The 17,381-nt window shown below is 68.2% G+C and carries 15 protein-coding genes; 8 read left to right on the plus strand and 7 right to left on the minus strand.

Annotation, left to right across the window (positions count from 1 at the left end):
- The first annotated feature begins 1 nt into the window (after position 1).
- Complete coding sequence (locus B0F77_RS42270; RefSeq protein ID WP_086668699.1) at positions 2-802, plus strand: intradiol ring-cleavage dioxygenase; 801 nt, start codon at positions 2-4, stop codon at positions 800-802.
- Here B0F77_RS42270 and B0F77_RS42275 read toward each other — a convergent pair.
- Complete coding sequence (locus tag B0F77_RS42275) at positions 776-2,032, minus strand: PucR family transcriptional regulator (RefSeq protein ID WP_086668700.1); 1,257 nt, start codon at positions 2,030-2,032, stop codon at positions 776-778. The two genes, B0F77_RS42270 and B0F77_RS42275, sit on opposite strands and share 27 nt — an antisense overlap.
- A gap of 81 nt (positions 2,033-2,113) precedes the next feature.
- Between B0F77_RS42275 and gabT the strand changes: the two genes are divergently transcribed.
- The 5 genes from gabT to B0F77_RS42300 all read left to right on the plus strand — a co-directional run bounded on the left by gabT (position 2,114) and on the right by B0F77_RS42300 (position 7,850).
- Entirely contained in the window at positions 2,114-3,397 is a 1,284-nt protein-coding gene (gene gabT, locus B0F77_RS42280) for a 4-aminobutyrate--2-oxoglutarate transaminase (RefSeq protein WP_086668701.1), read from the plus strand.
- The gene (locus tag B0F77_RS42285) at positions 3,292-4,704 is read left to right on the plus strand and encodes an aldehyde dehydrogenase family protein (RefSeq protein ID WP_425435809.1); all 1,413 of its coding nucleotides are present in this window, start codon (positions 3,292-3,294) and stop codon (positions 4,702-4,704) included. The genes gabT and B0F77_RS42285 overlap by 106 nt, the downstream gene beginning before the upstream one ends.
- Before the next feature lie 55 nt (positions 4,705-4,759).
- On the plus strand, positions 4,760-5,722 hold the full coding sequence (locus B0F77_RS42290) for a LacI family DNA-binding transcriptional regulator (protein WP_086668703.1): 963 nt from the start codon (positions 4,760-4,762) through the stop codon (positions 5,720-5,722).
- Between the two features lie 68 nt (positions 5,723-5,790).
- Entirely contained in the window at positions 5,791-6,927 is a 1,137-nt protein-coding gene (locus tag B0F77_RS42295; protein ID WP_425435810.1) for a glycoside hydrolase family 88/105 protein, read from the plus strand.
- Positions 6,928-7,316: 389 nt separating this feature from the next.
- Positions 7,317-7,850, plus strand: coding sequence for a CAP family protein (locus B0F77_RS42300; protein ID WP_158102984.1), 534 nt, complete (start codon positions 7,317-7,319; stop codon positions 7,848-7,850).
- On the opposite strand, the gene B0F77_RS42305 is transcribed toward B0F77_RS42300, so the two are convergent.
- On the minus strand, positions 7,825-8,295 hold the full coding sequence (locus B0F77_RS42305; protein ID WP_143467207.1) for a hypothetical protein: 471 nt from the start codon (positions 8,293-8,295) through the stop codon (positions 7,825-7,827). The genes B0F77_RS42300 and B0F77_RS42305 overlap by 26 nt on opposite strands.
- A gap of 115 nt (positions 8,296-8,410) precedes the next feature.
- Here B0F77_RS42305 and B0F77_RS42310 point away from each other — a divergent pair, with 115 nt between their 5' ends.
- Positions 8,411-9,736 carry an amino acid permease gene (locus B0F77_RS42310; RefSeq protein ID WP_245849370.1) on the plus strand — a complete coding sequence of 442 codons (1,326 nt, stop codon included), beginning with the start codon at positions 8,411-8,413 and terminating at the stop codon, positions 9,734-9,736.
- Here the strand turns inward: B0F77_RS42310 and B0F77_RS42315 are convergent.
- On the minus strand, positions 9,690-11,684 hold the full coding sequence (locus B0F77_RS42315; RefSeq protein ID WP_245849371.1) for an NPCBM/NEW2 domain-containing protein: 1,995 nt from the start codon (positions 11,682-11,684) through the stop codon (positions 9,690-9,692). The two genes, B0F77_RS42310 and B0F77_RS42315, sit on opposite strands and share 47 nt — an antisense overlap.
- Positions 11,681-14,488, minus strand: a complete 2,808-nt coding sequence (locus B0F77_RS42320; protein WP_086668707.1) for a glycosyl hydrolase family 95 catalytic domain-containing protein — start codon at positions 14,486-14,488, stop codon at positions 11,681-11,683. Before B0F77_RS42320 ends, B0F77_RS42315 begins: the two co-directional genes overlap by 4 nt.
- Before the next feature lie 202 nt (positions 14,489-14,690).
- On the opposite strand from B0F77_RS42320, the gene B0F77_RS42325 reads away from it, so the two are divergent.
- A complete protein-coding gene (locus tag B0F77_RS42325) occupies positions 14,691-15,869 on the plus strand; it encodes a cytochrome P450 (protein ID WP_086668708.1) in 1,179 nt (392 codons plus the stop codon).
- 6 nt (positions 15,870-15,875) lie between these two features.
- On the opposite strand, the gene B0F77_RS42330 is transcribed toward B0F77_RS42325, so the two are convergent.
- The 3 genes from B0F77_RS42330 to B0F77_RS42340 form a co-directional block, all read right to left on the minus strand.
- Positions 15,876-16,133: a helix-turn-helix domain-containing protein gene (locus B0F77_RS42330; protein WP_086668709.1), complete on the minus strand. Its 258-nt coding sequence runs from the start codon at positions 16,131-16,133 to the stop codon at positions 15,876-15,878.
- Positions 16,134-16,432: 299 nt separating this feature from the next.
- The gene (locus B0F77_RS42335; protein WP_086668710.1) at positions 16,433-17,056 is read right to left on the minus strand and encodes a UdgX family uracil-DNA binding protein; all 624 of its coding nucleotides are present in this window, start codon (positions 17,054-17,056) and stop codon (positions 16,433-16,435) included.
- Complete coding sequence (locus tag B0F77_RS42340; protein ID WP_030473283.1) at positions 17,034-17,213, minus strand: CsbD family protein; 180 nt, start codon at positions 17,211-17,213, stop codon at positions 17,034-17,036. Before B0F77_RS42340 ends, B0F77_RS42335 begins: the two co-directional genes overlap by 23 nt.
- Positions 17,214-17,381: the final 168 nt, after the last annotated feature.

Genomic DNA, 17,381 nt, shown 5'->3' on the forward strand with positions numbered 1-17,381 from the left:
CATGACGAACGACCACGACCGCGGCCTCCAGTTCGACCTCGCCACGCTCATCGGGCGCCGACGGGCGTTGTCGCTGCTCGGCGGCGCAGGCCTCACGCTCGTGGCCTGCGCCCCGTCCACCACCACGGCGACTTCGACCACCACGAGCTCAGCGGGGACGACCGCGGCCGGCAGCCCTATGGAGGCGATTCCCGAGGAAACCGCGGGCCCGTTCCCCGGCGACGGCTCCAACGGCCCGAACGCGCTCACCCAGAGCGGCATCGTGCGGTCCGACATCCGGTCCAGCTTCGGATCGTCGACCCGCACGGCCGAGGGCGTGCAGCTCACCGTCGAACTGACCGTCCAGAAGGAGGACGGCAAGCCGTACCCCGGCGCCGCCGTCTACCTGTGGCACTGCGACATCAACGGCGACTACTCGATGTACTCCGACCGCGTGCGGAACGAGAACTTCCTGCGCGGGGTCCAGGAGGCCGACAGCTCCGGGAAGCTGAAGTTCGTCAGCATCTTCCCCGGCGCCTATTCGGGGCGCTGGCCGCACATCCACTTCGAGGTCTACCCGAGCCTCGCCGAGGCCACCAAGGCGGGCAACAAGATCACGACCTCGCAGCTCGCGTTGCCGGAGACGACCTGCAAGGAGGTCTACGGCACGACCGGGTACACGCAGAGCGTCCGGACCATGTCGCAGACGACCTTGAAGCAGGACATGGTGTTCCGCGACGGCACCGAGCACCAGATGGCGACCATGTCGGGCAACGTCTCGTCCGGCTACACCGCTTCACTGGTCTTCGCTGTTGAGGGCTAGCCAGAGTTCCGCGCGCAGGCCGGGTGAGTCCAGCGACCGGTTGAGGGCCTGTTCGGCTTTGCGCACGCGGTTTCGCAACGTGTGCCGGTGCACGCCCAACGCCGTCGCCGCCGGATCCCACGCGCCGTTGTGCCCCAACCAGACCTTCAGCGTCTCGCGGGTTTCCTCGTCCAACGGCCTCAGCAGCGCGTCGGCGAACCCGTCCGGGAGCCGCACCGCGCTTCCGGCGAAGTCCTCGAACGTCCGGATGCCCGCCGCACGCGCCTGGCGGGCCTCGCGGTAACCCCGCGCGACCTCGGTGACGTCCACTTCGGACGATGAAACGCCGTCGAACTCCTTTGCCAGCACGATGATCTGCCCCTCGTACTCGGCCCAGAAGCCGTGGTCCGGTGGCGTGTCGGTGAGGAACACCCGGAAACGCTCTGGCAGGCCGTCGACCGGTTGTCCCGCGAGCAGCAGGCGGAACTGGCAGGTGCGGAGTTCCTTGGCGGTGGTGTCGACGTTCTGCACGAGCGCGAGGGTGAGCAGTGACGCCGCGGTGTTGACGATGCCCGGATCCGGCTTGGCTGCGCCGACCGCGAGCACGCCTCGGGTGCGGCTGCCGAGGACCTGGAGGAACACGTGCACGCCGTCGAGTTCGAACGCGGCGCTGGCCAGGCCACCGGCGGACTTCAGGCGGACGAGCTCGGCCGTCAGGTCCGGGATGAGACGCGGGTTGTGCGCGTGGACCGGAACGCCTGCCTCGTCGAGGAGCACGGCCCAGCCGTCGATCCACTGGCCGAGCCTGCGCACCACTCCCCCGACACCTGCCTGGACGGCGGCCCTCGTGAGTGCGCGCTGGGCCTCGCTCGTCCTGGTCAGCGCCGCGTACTCGTCGGCGGCGAGGGCCTTCGACACCGCCTTGCTGATCGCGATGAACGGCACCTCGCGCGGCACCTCCACGAGTCCCAGACCAGCCTGCTCCGCCACTTCCACCAGCTCGGCCGGCACCACGTCGTGGCCGAGCCCGACGCCGAAGCCGAGCCCGACCACGCCCGCCCGGACGAGCCGGTCCACGTAGTCCCCGTCCAGCGGCCGCAGCCCCGTGGTCAGCAGGAGCTCGCCGCCCTCCAGGAACGGCGTGGGATCCGCGAGCTCGGTGCCGTGCACCCACCCGACCGGCTTCGACAGGTCCCCGGCGAGCACAGGGAGCCGCAACGTCCTGGCGAGTTCGTGCAGCGTGATGGGCATGTGCCAGTTTGTACAACGTGAACCGGGTAGAACGCCATTTCAGACACTGCGCACCGCCGTGACCAGGGCCATGCTGAGCACATGACCCGACTGCGCACCGCGATTCCCGGTCCCAAATCACTGGAGCTCCAGGCGCGGCGCAAGGACGCCGTCGCCGCGGGGGTGGGCTCCACGCTGCCCGTCTACATCGACTCGGCCGACGACGGCCTGCTGATCGACGTCGACGGCAACCAGCTCATCGACCTCGGCTCCGGTATCGCCGTGACGAACGTCGGCAACCCCGCGCCCGCCGTCGCCGAGGCGGTGCACGCGCAGATCGACAGGTTCAGCCACACCTGCTTCATGATCACGCCGTACGAGGGCTACCTCGAGGTGTGCGAGGAGCTGAACAGGCTCACCCCCGGCGACCACGAGAAGCGCTCGGTGCTGTTCAACTCCGGCGCCGAGGCCGTGGAGAACGCGGTCAAGATCGCCCGGCACGTCACCGGCAGGCAGGCCGTCGTGGTGTTCGACCACGGCTATCACGGCCGCACGAACCTCACGATGGCGTTGACCGCCAAGAACATGCCGTACAAGCACCGGTTCGGGCCGTTCGCGCCCGAGGTCTACCGGGTGCCGGCGTCCTACCCGCTGCACGACGGCCTCAGCGGTGCCGAATCAGCTCGGAAAGCGATCGCGGCGATCGAGAAGCAGGTCGGCGGGGACAACACCGCCGCTGTGGTGATCGAGCCGGTCCAGGGCGAGGGCGGGTTCATCGCGCCCGCTCCCGGTTTCCTGCCCGCGATCGCCGAGTGGTGCCGCGAGCGCGGTGTGCTGTTCGTCGCCGACGAGATCCAGACCGGCTTCTGCCGCACCGGTTCGTGGTTCGCCTCCGACCACGAGGGCGTGGTGCCGGACCTGATCACCACGGCCAAGGGCATCGCCGGCGGACTGCCGCTGGCCGCCGTGACGGGCCGCGCCGAGATCATGGACGCCGTGCACGTCGGCGGGCTCGGCGGCACCTACGGCGGCAACCCGGTCGCGTGCGCCGCCGCACTCGGTGCCATCCGCACCATGCGCGAGCGCGACCTCAACGCCGCCGCGCGCCGTATCGAGGAAACGGTCGTCAGCCGGCTCAAGGCCGTTGCCGAGAAGACCGACATCATCGCGGAAATCCGCGGCCGTGGCGCGATGCTCGCCATCGAGTTCACCGAACGCACGCCCGATGTCGCCGCACGCGTGGCAAAGGCGTGCCACGACCAGGGTGTCGTCGTGCTGACGTGCGGCACTTACGGCAACGTGATCCGTCTGCTGCCCCCGCTGGTCATCCCGGACGACCTGCTCGCCGAAGGCCTCGACGTGCTCGAAGGAGCTCTGCTCGCATGATTCCCTTCCACACCGCCGAAGACGTCGAACGCGCGGTTGCCGCTGCCGCAGCTGTTGCGCCCGAACTCGCCGCGTTGCCCGCACACCGCCGTGCCGCCGCGTTGGACCACGTGTCGCGCCGGCTGGCCGAGCGCGCCGAGGAGTTCGCGCAGGCCATCAACGACGACTCGGGCAAGCCGCTGAAGTGGGCGCGCATCGAGGTGACCCGCGCGATCTCCACGTTCCGCTGGGCCGCCGAGGAGGCCCGCCGGTTCTCCGGTGAGCTGCAGCGCCTCGACACCGACCCGTCCGCAGAGGGCCGCCTGGCGCTGGTCCGCCGGATGGCGCGCGGTCCGGTGCTCGGCATCGCGCCGTTCAACTTCCCGCTGAACCTGGTGGCGCACAAGGTCGCCCCGGCCCTGGCCGTCGGCGCGCCGATCGTGCTGAAGCCCGCGCCCGCCACCCCGAAGGTCGCGTTCCTGCTGGGCGAACTGCTGGCCGAGACCGACCTCCCGGACGGCGCCTGGTCCGTGCTGCACCTGTCCAATGAGGACACCGCCCGTCTGGTCGAGGACCCGCGCCTGCCGGTGGTCTCGTTCACCGGCTCCGGCCCGGTCGGCTGGGGTATCAAGGAACGCGTGCCGCGCAAGCACGTGACCCTCGAACTCGGCGGCAACGCGGCCGTGATCGTCGCCCCCGACTGGCAGGACGTCGAGTACGCCGCGCAGCGCATCGCCACGTTCGCGATGTACCAGGCGGGCCAGTCGTGCATCTCGGTGCAACGCGTCTACGTGCACGCCGACGTGTACGACGCCGTCTCGGAAGCCGTGGTGCAGCACGTGAACAAGCTCGACGTGGCCGGCGACGTCGGTCCGTTGATCAACGACGCCGCCGCCGACCGCGTGGAGGCGTGGGTGCGGGAGGCGTCGGCGACGGTTCTGACCGGCGGCACGCGTGACGGCCGCACCTACGCGCCCACCGTGCTGACCGGCGTGCCCGAGGACGCGAAGGTGAACGCCGAGGAGGTGTTCGGCCCGGTCGTGACGCTGACTCGGGTGGACAGCGTCGAGGAGGCCTTCGACCGCGTGAACGACTCCCGCTACGGCCTGCAGGCCGGCCTGTTCACCAACGACGTGCGACTGGCTTTCCGTGCCTCACAACGGCTCCAGGTCGGTGGCGTGATCATCGGCGACGTGCCGAGCTACCGCGCCGACCAGATGCCGTACGGCGGCGTGAAGGAGTCCGGCATCGGCCGCGAGGGCCTGCGCGCGGCCATGGAGGACCTCACCGAGCCGCGCGTGCTGGTGCTGACCGGATTGGAGCTCTGAACGGGAGTCATCCGATGAATGGGTCGTTCCTGACCTTGCCTGGAATGATTCCCCGGTGGCCGTCACCATCAGGGATGTCGCTCGCCAAGCTCAGGTCTCCGTCTCGACGGTCTCGCGCGCGCTGAGCGCGCCGGGCCTCGTCAAGGAGACCACCCGGCAACGGGTCCTGGACGTCGTGGCGGGACTCGGCTACCAGCCGAACCGCGCGGCGCGCAGCCTGATCACCGGCCGCACCGAGAACCTCGGCATCGTGGTGCCCGACCTCGAGAACCCGTTCTTCCCCGCCGTGTTGCGCGGCGTGCAGACGCGGGCGGGCGAGGCGGGCACCTCGGTGTTCTTCTGCGACAGCAGGGAGGACCCGGACACCGAGGCCGAGCTGGTGCGGACGATGGCCGCGCAGGTCGACGGCGTCGTGCTGTGCGCGTCGCTGATGTCCGACGAGCAGATCGTCGACCTGGCGAACCTCACGCCGTTGGTGCTGATCAACCGCATCGTGCCGGGCGTCTCGTCGGTGCTGATGGACAGCGCCTCCGGCATGGACCAGGTGGTCGCGCACCTGGAGTCGTTGGGCCACAAGCACTACGTCTACCTCGGCGGGCCGGACGCGGCCTGGTCGAACCGCCGCAGGATGCAGGGTTTGCGCGGCCGGGCCCAGCTGCTCGGCTCGTTCGAGGCGAACTTCGGCGGCGGGGTCGCGGCCGCGGAGCAGGCGCTCAGGACCGGCGCCACGGCGTTCATCGCGTACAACGACCTGATGGCGCTGGGCGTGCTGAGCCATCTGGCCGAACAGGACGTCAAGGTGCCACAGCAGATCAGCGTGACCGGCTTCGACGACATCCTGTACGCGGCGATGTGCTCGCCCGCGCTGACGACGGTCCACATGCCGACCGAGGAGGCCGGAAAGGTGGCCGTGGACCTCCTCGCCTCGCGCCTCGACGGTGCCCCGGCCGAGTCCCGGGAACTCCCGACAAAGCTCGTGATCCGCGCAAGCACCCGCAAACATCCGATGTTAGCTTGACATGGTCCAGACCAAGGAGAATGCTCGTCCTCGCTGCCGCCGCCATGCGCTCGTAAAAGGAGCACGTAGTGAGGACAGCACGCTTCCTCGGCATTCTCGCCGTCTCGTTGGCACTCATCGCCCCGGCGAACGCCACCGCCGCCGCGCCGCCGGCGGACTGGTCGAAGGCCGTCGTCGACTCGACCATGAAACGCTTCACGCCGGACAAGCTCGGCGGATGGGGCTACACGCGCGGTCTGTACCTGTACGGCCAGTACCTCGTCTACAAGCGCACTGGCGACAAGAAGTACCTCGACTACATCAAGGCCTGGGTGGACCGCTTCGTCAAGTCCGATGGCAGCATCGACAACAGCTTCACCAACCTCGACGCGATGCGCTCCGCCACCCTGTTCATCATCCTGCACCAGGAAACGGGACAGGCGAAGTACAAGAAGGCGGCTGACAAGGTCCGCGCCAAGTTCGCCTCGTACCCGCGCACGGCCGATGGCGGCATGTTCCACGCCACCAGCAAAGTCGGCCAACTCTGGGCGGACGGCGTGTACATGGCACAGCCGTTCATCGCCATGTACGCCAAGGCCTACAACCAGTCGTACGGCTACGACGAAGCCGTACGCAACATGAAGACCTACTTCGCACACCTGAAGTCGGACGACGGTCTGCTGTGGCACGCCTACGACGCCGACGGCTCCGAATCGTGGGCGAAGAACCCCGGCAAGCACTCGGCCGAACACTGGGCCCGCGCCATCGGCTGGTTCGGCATGACCGCGATCGACCTGCTGGAGATCCTGCCCGCCGACCACCCCGGTAGGACGGACCTCATCACCATCGTGAAGCACCTGGCCGTCGGCTACACCCGCTACCAGGACGCCGCGACGGGCCGCTGGTGCCAGATCGTCGACAAGTGCTCGAACTCCAAGAACTGGACCGAGACCTCAGCGTCGTCGATGTACACCTTCATGCTCTCGCGCGGCGTGGAACGCGGCTACCTCGACGCGTCCTACCAGGCCGTGGCGGCCAAGGGCTACCAGGGCGTCCTGGCGAAGGCCTCCGTCGGCTCGGACGGCCTGACCAACATCAAGGACATCTCCGAGGGCACCAACGTCGGCAATGCCGACTACTACTACGGCCGCCCGCGAAACACGAACGATTTCCACGGTCTGGGCGCGTTCCTCATCATGAACGAACAACTGGCGCGAACCAGCTAGTCACTCGGGCCGCGAGGGAGTCCTCGTCGACTCCCTCGCGCGGCCAGTTCGAGTGCGCTCTAGTCGTACCCGCGAATGTGGCCATCCTCGTCGGCGAGAATCTCGTGGCGGTCCATGTCCGTCTCCTTCCGAAGCACTTCCGTGGTGGCTGACATCACAAACCGTAGAGGCTCAGCCGCGTCCTGTGGAGTGAATTTCCACCGCAACCGGGGTAGTCGCCGCTAACCCAAGGGGGTCGTAGGGGTGTCCCAGATCACTTCGCCACCTTGTGTCCTGCATCACACACTTGGACGATGTCACGGCTACGCAGCGCCTATCAAGACGCCCCATTCACCCCAAGGTCTTGCCCCGCATAGCCCATTTGGGGGACAAAACCTGTCATGCGAACGATGCTCACCGTAATCGCCGTGACGACCGCTCTACTGGTCCCGGCCACCCCCGCACTGGCCGCTGACCCCGTCGCAATGACGGTGGAACTTCTCAACTCCTACCGCGCAAAGCACGGCGCCGACCCTCTCTCCCTCGATTCCGAAGTGACTCATACCGCTCAGGAATGGGCAGATCACCTCCACGAGACAGACGGTTTCGAACACCGTCCGGACAACCCCTACGGCGAGAACCTCTACTGGGTCAGCAGCCGCACTCGCGCAATCGACGCGGTCGCGACAAAGGCGCTGCAAAGCTGGTACAGCGAATCCAGCGGTTACGACTACACGAAGGAGATGACGCCGTCCAACATCGACTACGGCGTCCTGCACTTCACCGCGATGGTCTGGAAGTCGTCCACGCGCGTGGGTGTGGGCCTGAAGCAGGGCCGCAACGGCACCTACGTAGTCGTGAACTTCGCCGACCGCGGCAACACCCTGAACCACTTCGTGGCGAACGTCCCGCCACCCGTCAGCGCAACCCGGCAGTCTCCGTGACCGCCCGCAACGCCGCCACCACGGCCGAGAACGGCGGCAGGAACGGCTTCTCCGCCGGCACCTCACCGAGCCACCCGACCAGCCCGCGATCGATCCGCGAGGGCGGCAACGGCACCAGCGTGCCCAGCCGGTGCGTCAGAGCGCCCCGAGCCCGCAACCGGATCAGGTTCACCTGCGACGCCTCGTCCGCGGACGACGTGAGGATGAGCCACCTCCTGGGAGCGCCGGGCAACACCACCACCGGGCCGCCGAGCATCCGGACCGACAGGTAGTGCCGCACCTCCTCGCCGATCCCTGCCCCGAGCTCCACGGCGGACACCTGGTGGTCCGTGGTCAGCAGGAGGCGGTTCTCCGAGCGCAGGACCAGCCATCCCCAGTCCGAGTAACGCTCAAGGGCACTCGAGAACGTGTCGAGTTGCGGCAATACTCCCTTAGGCGAGTTCATCGATCTCACCCTCACTTTTTCCGTGCGATGTAACTCCGATCACACGATTTGACTCTCCGCCGTTATGAACTCACTATCGGGCCGCCATCGGCACACTCGAACGGGGCTGGAGAGAGTGACTCACCTGCGGGAACGGCACGTCACCATGATCGCGCTGGGAGGTGTGATCGGCGCGGGCCTGTTCGTCGGAACGGGCGCGGGCATCGCACTGGCCGGTCCGGCAGTGCTCATCTCATTCGGACTTGCCGGAATTCTGGCGCTGCTCGTCATGCGCATGCTCGGCGAAATGGCCGCCGAGTACCCGAGCGGCGGCGCGTTCTCCGTGCACGCCGAAAAGGCGCTGGGTCCGTGGGCGGGCTTCACCGTCGGCTGGGCCTACTGGGCGACCGTCGGCGTGGTGCTCGCGGTCGAGGCGACCGGCGCCGCGAAGATCGCCGCGGGCTGGGTTCCGTCCGTGCCGCAGTGGGCCTGGGTGCTGATCTTCATGTCGGCCCTCACCGCGGTGAACCTCACCAACGTCCGCAACTTCGGCGAGTTCGAGTTCTGGTTCGCCGGCCTCAAGATCGCGGCGATCGTCCTCTTCCTCGCGCTCGGCGCGGCCGCGATCGCGGGCCTGCTCCCGAACGTCGACTCCCCCGGTCTGAGCAACCTCACCGACTTCATGCCCCACGGCTGGGGCGGCGTCGTCGCGGGCTTCATGGCCGTGGTGTTCGCGTTCGGCGGCCTCGAAGTCGTCACCATCGCCGCGGCCGACGCCGAAGACCCGAAGCACGCCATCGGCAAGGCCGTGCGCACCTCCATGACCCGCCTGCTCGTCTTCTACCTGGGCTCGATGGCCGTGGTCGTCACCCTGCTGCCGTGGAACGACTCCGAGGTGGGTGCCAGCCCGTACGTGGCGGTGCTGAACCGGCTCGGCATCCCGGCGGCCGGGCAGATCATGAACGTGGTCATCTTCGTGGCGCTGCTGAGCGCCATCAACGCCACCCTCTACGGCGCCGCCCGCATGCTCTGCTCGCTGGCCGAACGCGGCGAGGCCCCCAAGGCGTTGCTGAACAGGAAGAACGGCGTCCCCCGCAACGCGGTGCTGGCGTCGGTGGCGTTCGGGTTCTTCTCCGTGCTGCTGAACTACCTGTGGCCGGACACCGTCTTCCTGTTGCTGCTCAACGCCGTCGGCTCCGCCCTTCTGGTCGTCTGGGCGTTCATCGCCGTCTCCCAGATCCGCCTGCGGCGCACGATCGAGAATCCGACGGTCCCGATGTGGGGCTACCCGTACCTCTCCTGGCTGGCCCTGGCCGCGATCGCCGCGATCATCGTGCTGATGCTCAGCGACGAGCAGGCCCGCGGCCAGATCCTGTCCACGGGCGTGCTCGTCGCCGTCATCGCGGCGGTCGGGCTCAGCAGGTCAGCTTTGCGCCGGCGAAGTCTCCCCGATCGAACCTGACCCCGTCACCGCTGTCGTTCACGACCAGCCGCAGGAACTCGGCTCCCTGCAACGAGCCTGAGAGCGACACCGCGTCGTCCTGCCACGTCCGCAGGCCGCTGGAGGCGACCAAGGTGGCGTCCGCCCAGACCTCGAAGATCGCCGAGCCCTGCTTGTTCACGTCGCGCTCGTCGTCGATGCCGACGTCCGACGAGAACGACGTGCACTGTCCGCCCACGTAAAGGATCAGCTCGGCGTTGGCGTGCGCGCCGAGTCCCTTCTCGTACGTCTTCCCGTTGATGGTCAACGTCTTGCCGTCACCGCCGACGTACCCGCCGTTGGACCTGTCCCGCTCGACAGGCCCATAGCCACTGCGTTCGGTGGTGAACTTGACGTCGCTGGCCCACAGCGAGGCACCGGACGGCGGCGCGACCGGCACCAGCACACCGGAGTTCACCGGCCGCGACAGCCTTCCGTGCCCGACCCACGTGGCATTCAGCGCGCCGTTCACCACATGCGCTCCCGGCGTCACCCCAGCGGGCGGCGTCACTCTCCACTTGCCCTGCACCGACTGTGAGGTCAGCAGCACCGGCGCGCGTTCCGAAGACAGCTTCTCGACCTTCCACCCCGCGGGCGCGACGAAAGAAGTGGAAGCGTTCAGCACCGGGATCGGCGCCTGGTTGGTCGCCGTCACGGTGGCCACGAACGGCTCACCGGCCGGGGTGATGGTGCTCGGGATCCCGGGAATCCGAGCGGTGATGTCCAGTTGGGCGTCGATCGCGGGCTCGTACCGGTACCAGTCCTGCGACGCCTTCACCCGGAAGATCGCGGTGCCGTGCGGTGGCAGGGCGGCCGAGATCTGGCCGGCGGACTGGAAGCTCTTGTGCTGCCCCAGGTCCCGCACGGTGTAGCCGACGCTGCGCGGCAGTCCGAGGTCCCGCGCGGAGGTGGAGATCGTCGCGTTCACCTCGGACTCGTTGAACAGCGCCACCGCCTTGTCGCCGTTGGTCAACGGCTTGACGAACACCCAGTGCCCGTCCTTCTGCGAGATCACCTTGCCCTGGACGCCGAGCCGGTCCTGGTTGATCGCGATGATCTCCTTGTTGCGCAGGATGTCGAAGTGCTCCTGCGACACCTTGCGCAGGTCCGCGCCGATCAGCAGCGGTGCCGCCATGATCGACCACAGCGCGAAGTGGCTCTGGTACTCCACCGTCGTCTGCTGGCCGTTGCCGACCTCCAGCATGTCGGGGTCGTTCCAGTGGCCAGGCCCGGCATAGGAGTCCAGCGGCGCGTTCAGCTTGAGGATCTCGACGGTCTTGGACCAGGTGTCGTTGATGTCACCGGTGGTGCGCCACAGATGCCCGACGCCCTTGCCCCACTCCCACGGCTTGTTCTGGCCCCACTCGCAGATCGAGTAGACGATCGGACGGCCGGTCTTCTTCAGCGCGTCACGCATCTTCGTGTAGCGCTCAAGTGCGGGACGGCCCTCGTTGTTGCAGTTGTCGTACTTGAGGTAGTCGACGCCCCAGTCCGCGAACGTCTGCGCGTCGATCTCCTCGTGGTCCAGTGCGCCCGGCATCGTCTTGGCGCACGTCTGGGTGCCCGCGCTGGTGTAGATGCCGAACTTGAGGCCGCGGGCGTGGATGTAGTCCGCGAGCGCCTTCATGCCGCTGGGGAACCGGGTCGGGTGGTTGCGCAGCCGTCCGGTCGCCGGGTCGCGGGTGGCGTCGGCCCAGCAGTCGTCGACGTTGACGTACTGGTAGCCGGCGTCCTTGAGCCCCTTGGTCACGAAGATGTCCGCCATGTCGCGGATCATCTGCTCGCTGATGTTGCAACCGGTGGTGTTCCAGTTGTTGAACCCCATCGGCGGCGTCAGGGCCAGGGTCGGGTCGGCATCGGCTGTGGCGGATGGGGCGGGGACGACCACGGACGCTGCGACGAGCGCCAGCGCGGTGAGCAGTGATCTCACTTCGGCTTCTCCAGGGTGATCGCGAAGACGTGCAGGCGCGGCCCGCTCGTCCTGGGCAGAGTGACGGCGGAGAGTTCCTGGGCGGGGTCCAGCTCGATGCTCTGGTGGAAGATCGACACCTGCTTGGCGACCGGACCGGCGGGCGTGTGCATCAGCGTCGTGGCAACGGGTTCCGACTCGCCGAACTGCGGCCGCTGCTGCCACGCCGTCACCCGGAACCTGGCGGGCACCGCGCCGCCGGCGTACGTGACCGCGCCGTCCGCCTCGACGTTGCCGGTGTCCGCGGCCGCGAGCAGGTGCAGCTTCACGTACTTCCCGGCCGGCACGGCGAGTGTCTGCCCGTTGGCGATGATGTTGTTCTTGCTCGCCTCGTCGCCGTTGTGGAACTCGAACAGGATGCTGTCGTCCGTCACCGACCCGGTCTGCGGCAGCTGGGCGGCCGGGTAGGTGTCGCCCAGCCCGTCGAAGTCGCCGTCACGGCTGGTGAACTCGTTGGACAGCCCGTCGTTGTCGAGCGCCGCGCTGATGTCCACCGGCACCGCGCTGCCACCGGGCGGCAACGCGGGCAGGCCCCAGCGCCTGGCCGGCTCGGTGATCCGCACCGGCGCGATGGTGAAGTCGCGTTCGCCCCGCGCGTGGATCAGCGCTTCCTGACCACGCCGCAGCTCCAGCTCGACCACACCGTCGCGGACGCTCCACCGGGAGCAGCCCCGCACGGTCAGCGGCCCCTCGATGCCCGTGCGGACGCGGCACGGCTCGCCCGCCTCGCTGCGCACCCGGACGAACCGCGTCCTGCCGCCCCTGCGCACCGCGCTGACCAGGAACGCACCCTCGGTCCGAGTGTCGTGGATGGTCACGTCCCGCCAGCCGGCGGGCACGGCCGGGAAGATCCGAATCAGCCCGCCCCAGCTCTGGATCAGCATGTCCTGCAACGACTTCGCCGCGGAGAGGGGCGTTTCGATCACCGGGCCCGCCTCGAAGTACATGGTGTTCGGCTGGGCGAACCGGGTGACGAACTCGCGCAGGTAGCGCAGCGCGTCGTCGCCGCGGGTCATCTGGGCCGCGATCGAGGCGGCGCCGGTGAACGTGAAGCCGCGCAACGACCCCTCGAAGCTCAGCCAGTGCTTCAGCGAGCGTTCGATCAGGTCGCGGCGTTCCGGCTGCTCCCAGTTGACCTCGTGCAACGGGTAGACCGCGAGCATGTGCGAGTAGTGCCGGTGCGACTTCGCGAACGGCACCCCGGCGCCGATCATGAACCCGCCCGCGTCGGCCGGGTACTCGACGAGCTGGTCGAGCACCTCCCGCCACTTCGGCGCGAGCGGATCGTCGATCTTGAGCAGCCGGGCGCTGTCGATCAACGTCCGGCACGACCACCGCAGCAGCGCGAGGTCGAAGTTGCAGTCCGGCGCGACGCCGTACTCGGGCGAGTAGGTCGGCAGCAGGTGCAGCCTGCCGTCGTTGCCCTTGCGGAGGAAGTGCAGGTAGTAGTTGGTCGACCGGCGCAGCACCGGGAAGACCGTGTCGCGCAGGATCCGCTCGTCCATGGTGTGGCGGTAGTTCAGCCACGCGTTGTGCAGCAACCACGGCAGGTTGCCGATCTCCGGGTCCGGCGACGGGTGCAACGGCGAGCCGACGAACCCGGCGTCCTGGAACGTCGGGTCGGTGCTGCGCCGCAACCCCATCGAGTCCGCGCGGAACTCCGGTCTGAGCGCGTCGACCAGGATCTGCTGGTTCTGCGCGATCGTGCGCGGAATCGGGTCCAGTTCCAGGTGGTTCGACGCCAGCACGGCCCAGTACTCCAGCTGGGCGTTGAGGTTGAACCACACCGACGGCCACGGCGTCGGTTCCAGCCACGGCCCGGTGGTGGGCATGATCGGGGCTTCTCCGCGCGCACCTGAGGCGAGCTTGTACAGCTGGATCCAGTAGAAGCTCTGCATCAGCGCGTCCGGCACGGATACGAAGCTCTTGCGGTAGAAGGCATGCCACCACTTCTGGTGCTGGTGGCGCAGCAACTCCGGGACAGGCGCTGTGGTGATCGCGTCCCTGACCGTCGCCTCGGCGGTGCGATCGGGGAACGAGTGGTCGACGGACAGCAGGAAGTCCGTGCGGCCGTGGAACTTCCTGACGCGACAGGCCGTCGCCGTCTGGCCGCCCGCGACCATCTCCTGGGTGACGAGCGTGAGCCCGTTCTCGGTGCGGGTGACCGGCTTGGGGTTGAGCGGGAACGTCGCGGGCGGTGGTTCCCTGATCGTGCGCGGGCTCAGCGCGTCGAGGGCCAGGAACTCCAGCGTGGCGCCGTTTTCCCCGCCGCTCGGCCGTACTTCCAGGTGCAGCAACGACTTCTCGGCGTGCACGAACAGCCTGAGCGCGAGCTCGCCCCGGTCGGTGATGACCTTGCCGCGCAGCTCCGCGTTCCACAGGTCGAGCCTGAGGTCGACCCCGGTGATCCGGCCGACCGGCGTCAGCAGCAGGCGCCCGACCGGCAGCCGTGCCACTCCCCACTCGTTGCCGAACTGCGGCCGGTGGTCCTGCACCTTCGCGTGGTCGACCGTGAACCGGACGGCGTTCGCGCCGGGCTCGCGGTAGCAGGCGGTGGCGAGAAAACCGTTGCCCAGAAAGGGACCCTCGTACCAGGCGCGCGGAATCCGTTGCCAGACCAGGTCCTGCTGACCGAGGAACCGCTCCCAGTCGATCCTCGTGGCGCACCCGGTGATCCCCGGATCCGCACTCGCCGTGATCGGCAACGCCGTGAGCGCCGCCCCTGCCACCACTCCACCGAGCAACCCGCGCCGCGACAGATCCACAGAACACCCTTCGGGCCTGCGGCGGCAGCGACCAAAGATCGGAGGTGTAACTACGACCGCAGCCTATGACGCCCCTCAGAGTGGGTCAAGCTTAGTCAGCCGTCGGATGAAAGCGTTTTCCGCGCGATTCAAGACGGACCTGTGGTGTTCACGCTCTCCCAGCGCGCATCATGACTGCGCCGCCCAAGTTCTGGAGGATGCCATGTCTGTGCGTTCCTACCCGTTCGGTCCGGTGGACGGGCTCGAGATCGACCCGCTGTACGGACGACTGCGCGACGAAGAACCGCTGGCCCGCGTCAAACTCCCTTACGGGGAAGAGGGTTGGCTGCTCACCAGATACGACGACGTGCGATTAGCGCTCAGCGACCCGCGGTTCAGCCTCGCGCAGGCCGCGGTGCGGGACACCCCTCGGATGGGCCCGCAGCGAATGGGCGCGATCCTGACCGACCTCGACCCGCCGGACCACACCCGGTTGCGCCGGTTGCTGGCGCACGCGTTCACCGTGCGCCGCGTCGAACAGCTGCGGGCGAACGCACAACGGCTGGCCGGCGACCTGCTGGACGAGATCGAGAAGGCGGGCCCGCCGGCGGACCTGGTGACGGCGTACGCGGTGCCGTTGCCAGGACTGATGGTCTGCGACCTGCTCGGCGTGCCGTACGCCGACCGCGACCACTTCCAGGACCTGGCCGCCGCGTTCATGTCGATCACCGCGATGTCCGACGAGGAGAAGCTGGCGAAGGTCGGCGAACTCGCGGCCTACCTCGCCGGGCTCGCCGACCAACGCCGTGAGCACCAGGAAGACGACCTGATCAGTGCGTTGGTGGTGGCGCAGGAGGAAGGCGACCGGCTGACCGCCGAAGAACTGGTGCAGCTGACGGTGTTGCTGCTCGGCGCGGGCTACGACTCCACCGCCGCGCACATCGCCAACTCGGTCCACACACTGCTGCGGTTCCCCGACCAGGCCCGGTTGCTGCGGGAGAACCCGGAGCTGATGCCCGGCGCCGTCGAGGAGTTGCTGCGCTGGATCCCGGCCCAGGAGATCTCCGACATCCTGCCCCGGTACGCGCTGGAGGACGTGGAACTCAGCGGCGGCACCGTGAAAGCCGGCGAGGCGGTGCTGCTCGCGAAACACGCCGCCAACCGGGACCCGCGCCAGTACGCCGACGCCGACCGGTTCGACGTGACGCGCAACGCCAAGGGACACCTGACGTTCGGGCACGGACCGCACCACTGCATCGGCGCGCAGCTGGCACGGATGGACCTGCAGGTCGCACTGACGGCGATCCTCGACCGGTTCCCAGGACTGCGCCTGGCCGAGGACGTGCGGTGGCGGACCGGCTTGGCCATGAGGGGCCCGCTGGCGCTGCTGGTCACGTGGTGAGGCCGCTCAGGCCGAGCGGCTCTGCGGCGCCAGCAGTTCGTTGATGGAGTCCAGCGAGATGCCGAGCGCACCGGCGAGCGCGGCGATGGTGAAGAACGACGGCGTGGGAGCACGTCCGGTCTCGATCTTGCGCACCGTCTCGGCCGACAACCCGGCGCGGGCCGCGATCTCGACCATGCTCTCCTCGCCGCGGGCGTCCCGCAGCAACTGACCGAGCCGCCTGCCGCGCTCCCGCTCCGTCGACGTCAGGGGAATGCGCACCATGACTGCGGATTCTACGCGAATCACGCAAGTCGGCATGCGTGAGGAAAAGTCCGTTGCGACGCCAGCCGATCCCGACATAGGTTCGACGTACACAAGAGAGGAGGTGGTCCAAAGTTGTATAGCTACAGGACTCGTGAGGTGGCTGTCCGCTAGGACCGCCTTTGGTGACGCCTAGTCGTAAACCCAGGCAGCCACCCGACCCCCGGACTTCGAGCGCTGGTCCCGCTCGGCCTGCTCGCGCAGGAGCCGTCCGGGGGTTGTCCCGTTTCCGGCCCCTCAAGGACCGCTTCGGGACCGCTTCAGGACTTCTTCAGGGCCGTCAGATCGGCCACGAACGCGTCGAACGCCTCGCTGAAGTTCTCGGCCCGCACCACCGCCGACGGGTGTACGGTCACCCCGACCCGCAGCCCCTCGTGCTCCAGCACCTCACCGCGGTGCTCGGTCAGCTTGAACGACGGCCCCAGCAACGCCTTCGCCGCCACGGAACCCAGCGCGACGATCAGCTCCGGCCGCACGACCCGGATCTCCTCGCGCAGCCACGGGAAGCACGCCACGACCTCACCCCGTCGTGGCGTCTGGTGGATCCTGCGCTTGCCTCGCTCGGTGAACCTGAAGTGCTTCACCGCGTTCGTGAGGTAGACCTCGTCGCGGGAGATTCGAGCGGCGGCGAACGCCTTGTCGAGCAACCGCCCGGCCGGGCCCACGAACACGTGACCCTCGGTGTCCTCGCGGTCACCGGGGCACTCGCCCACCATCATCAGCCGCGCGGGCACCGGTCCCTCGCCGAAAACGGTCTGCGTGGCGTCCTGGTAGAGGTCACAGCCACGGCATTCGCGCGACGCAGAACGCAACGCCGCCCAGTTCCTCCCCTCGGGGACGAACTGGGCGGCGTCAGCGGTCTTACTTGTCCGAGCGGAAGGCATCCTTGACCTTCTCGCCGGCCTGCTTGATGTCGGCCTTCGCGCGCTCGGCGCGGCCCTCTGCCTGCCACTGCTCGTTGTCCGTGGCGTCGCCGACAGCTTCCTTCGCGCGGCCCTTCATCTCTTCTGCCTTGTTGCTGAACTTGTCGTCGGCACCCATGGATCAGGCTCCTTAAGTACGTGGTCAGCTACGTCGATTGGTTACCCGGCGAGCACCGTCCGAAACAGTTGATAAGGTGATCACTCGCGGTTGAGAACCCAGCCGCAAGCCGATGAGACGGCTTGCTCTGGGTGTGTCCCGCCTTGTCGAGAGCTCCCGAGCGCCGTC

The sequence above is a fragment of the Lentzea kentuckyensis genome, assembly GCF_002150765.1.
GTDB lineage: Bacteria > Actinomycetota > Actinomycetes > Mycobacteriales > Pseudonocardiaceae > Lentzea > Lentzea kentuckyensis.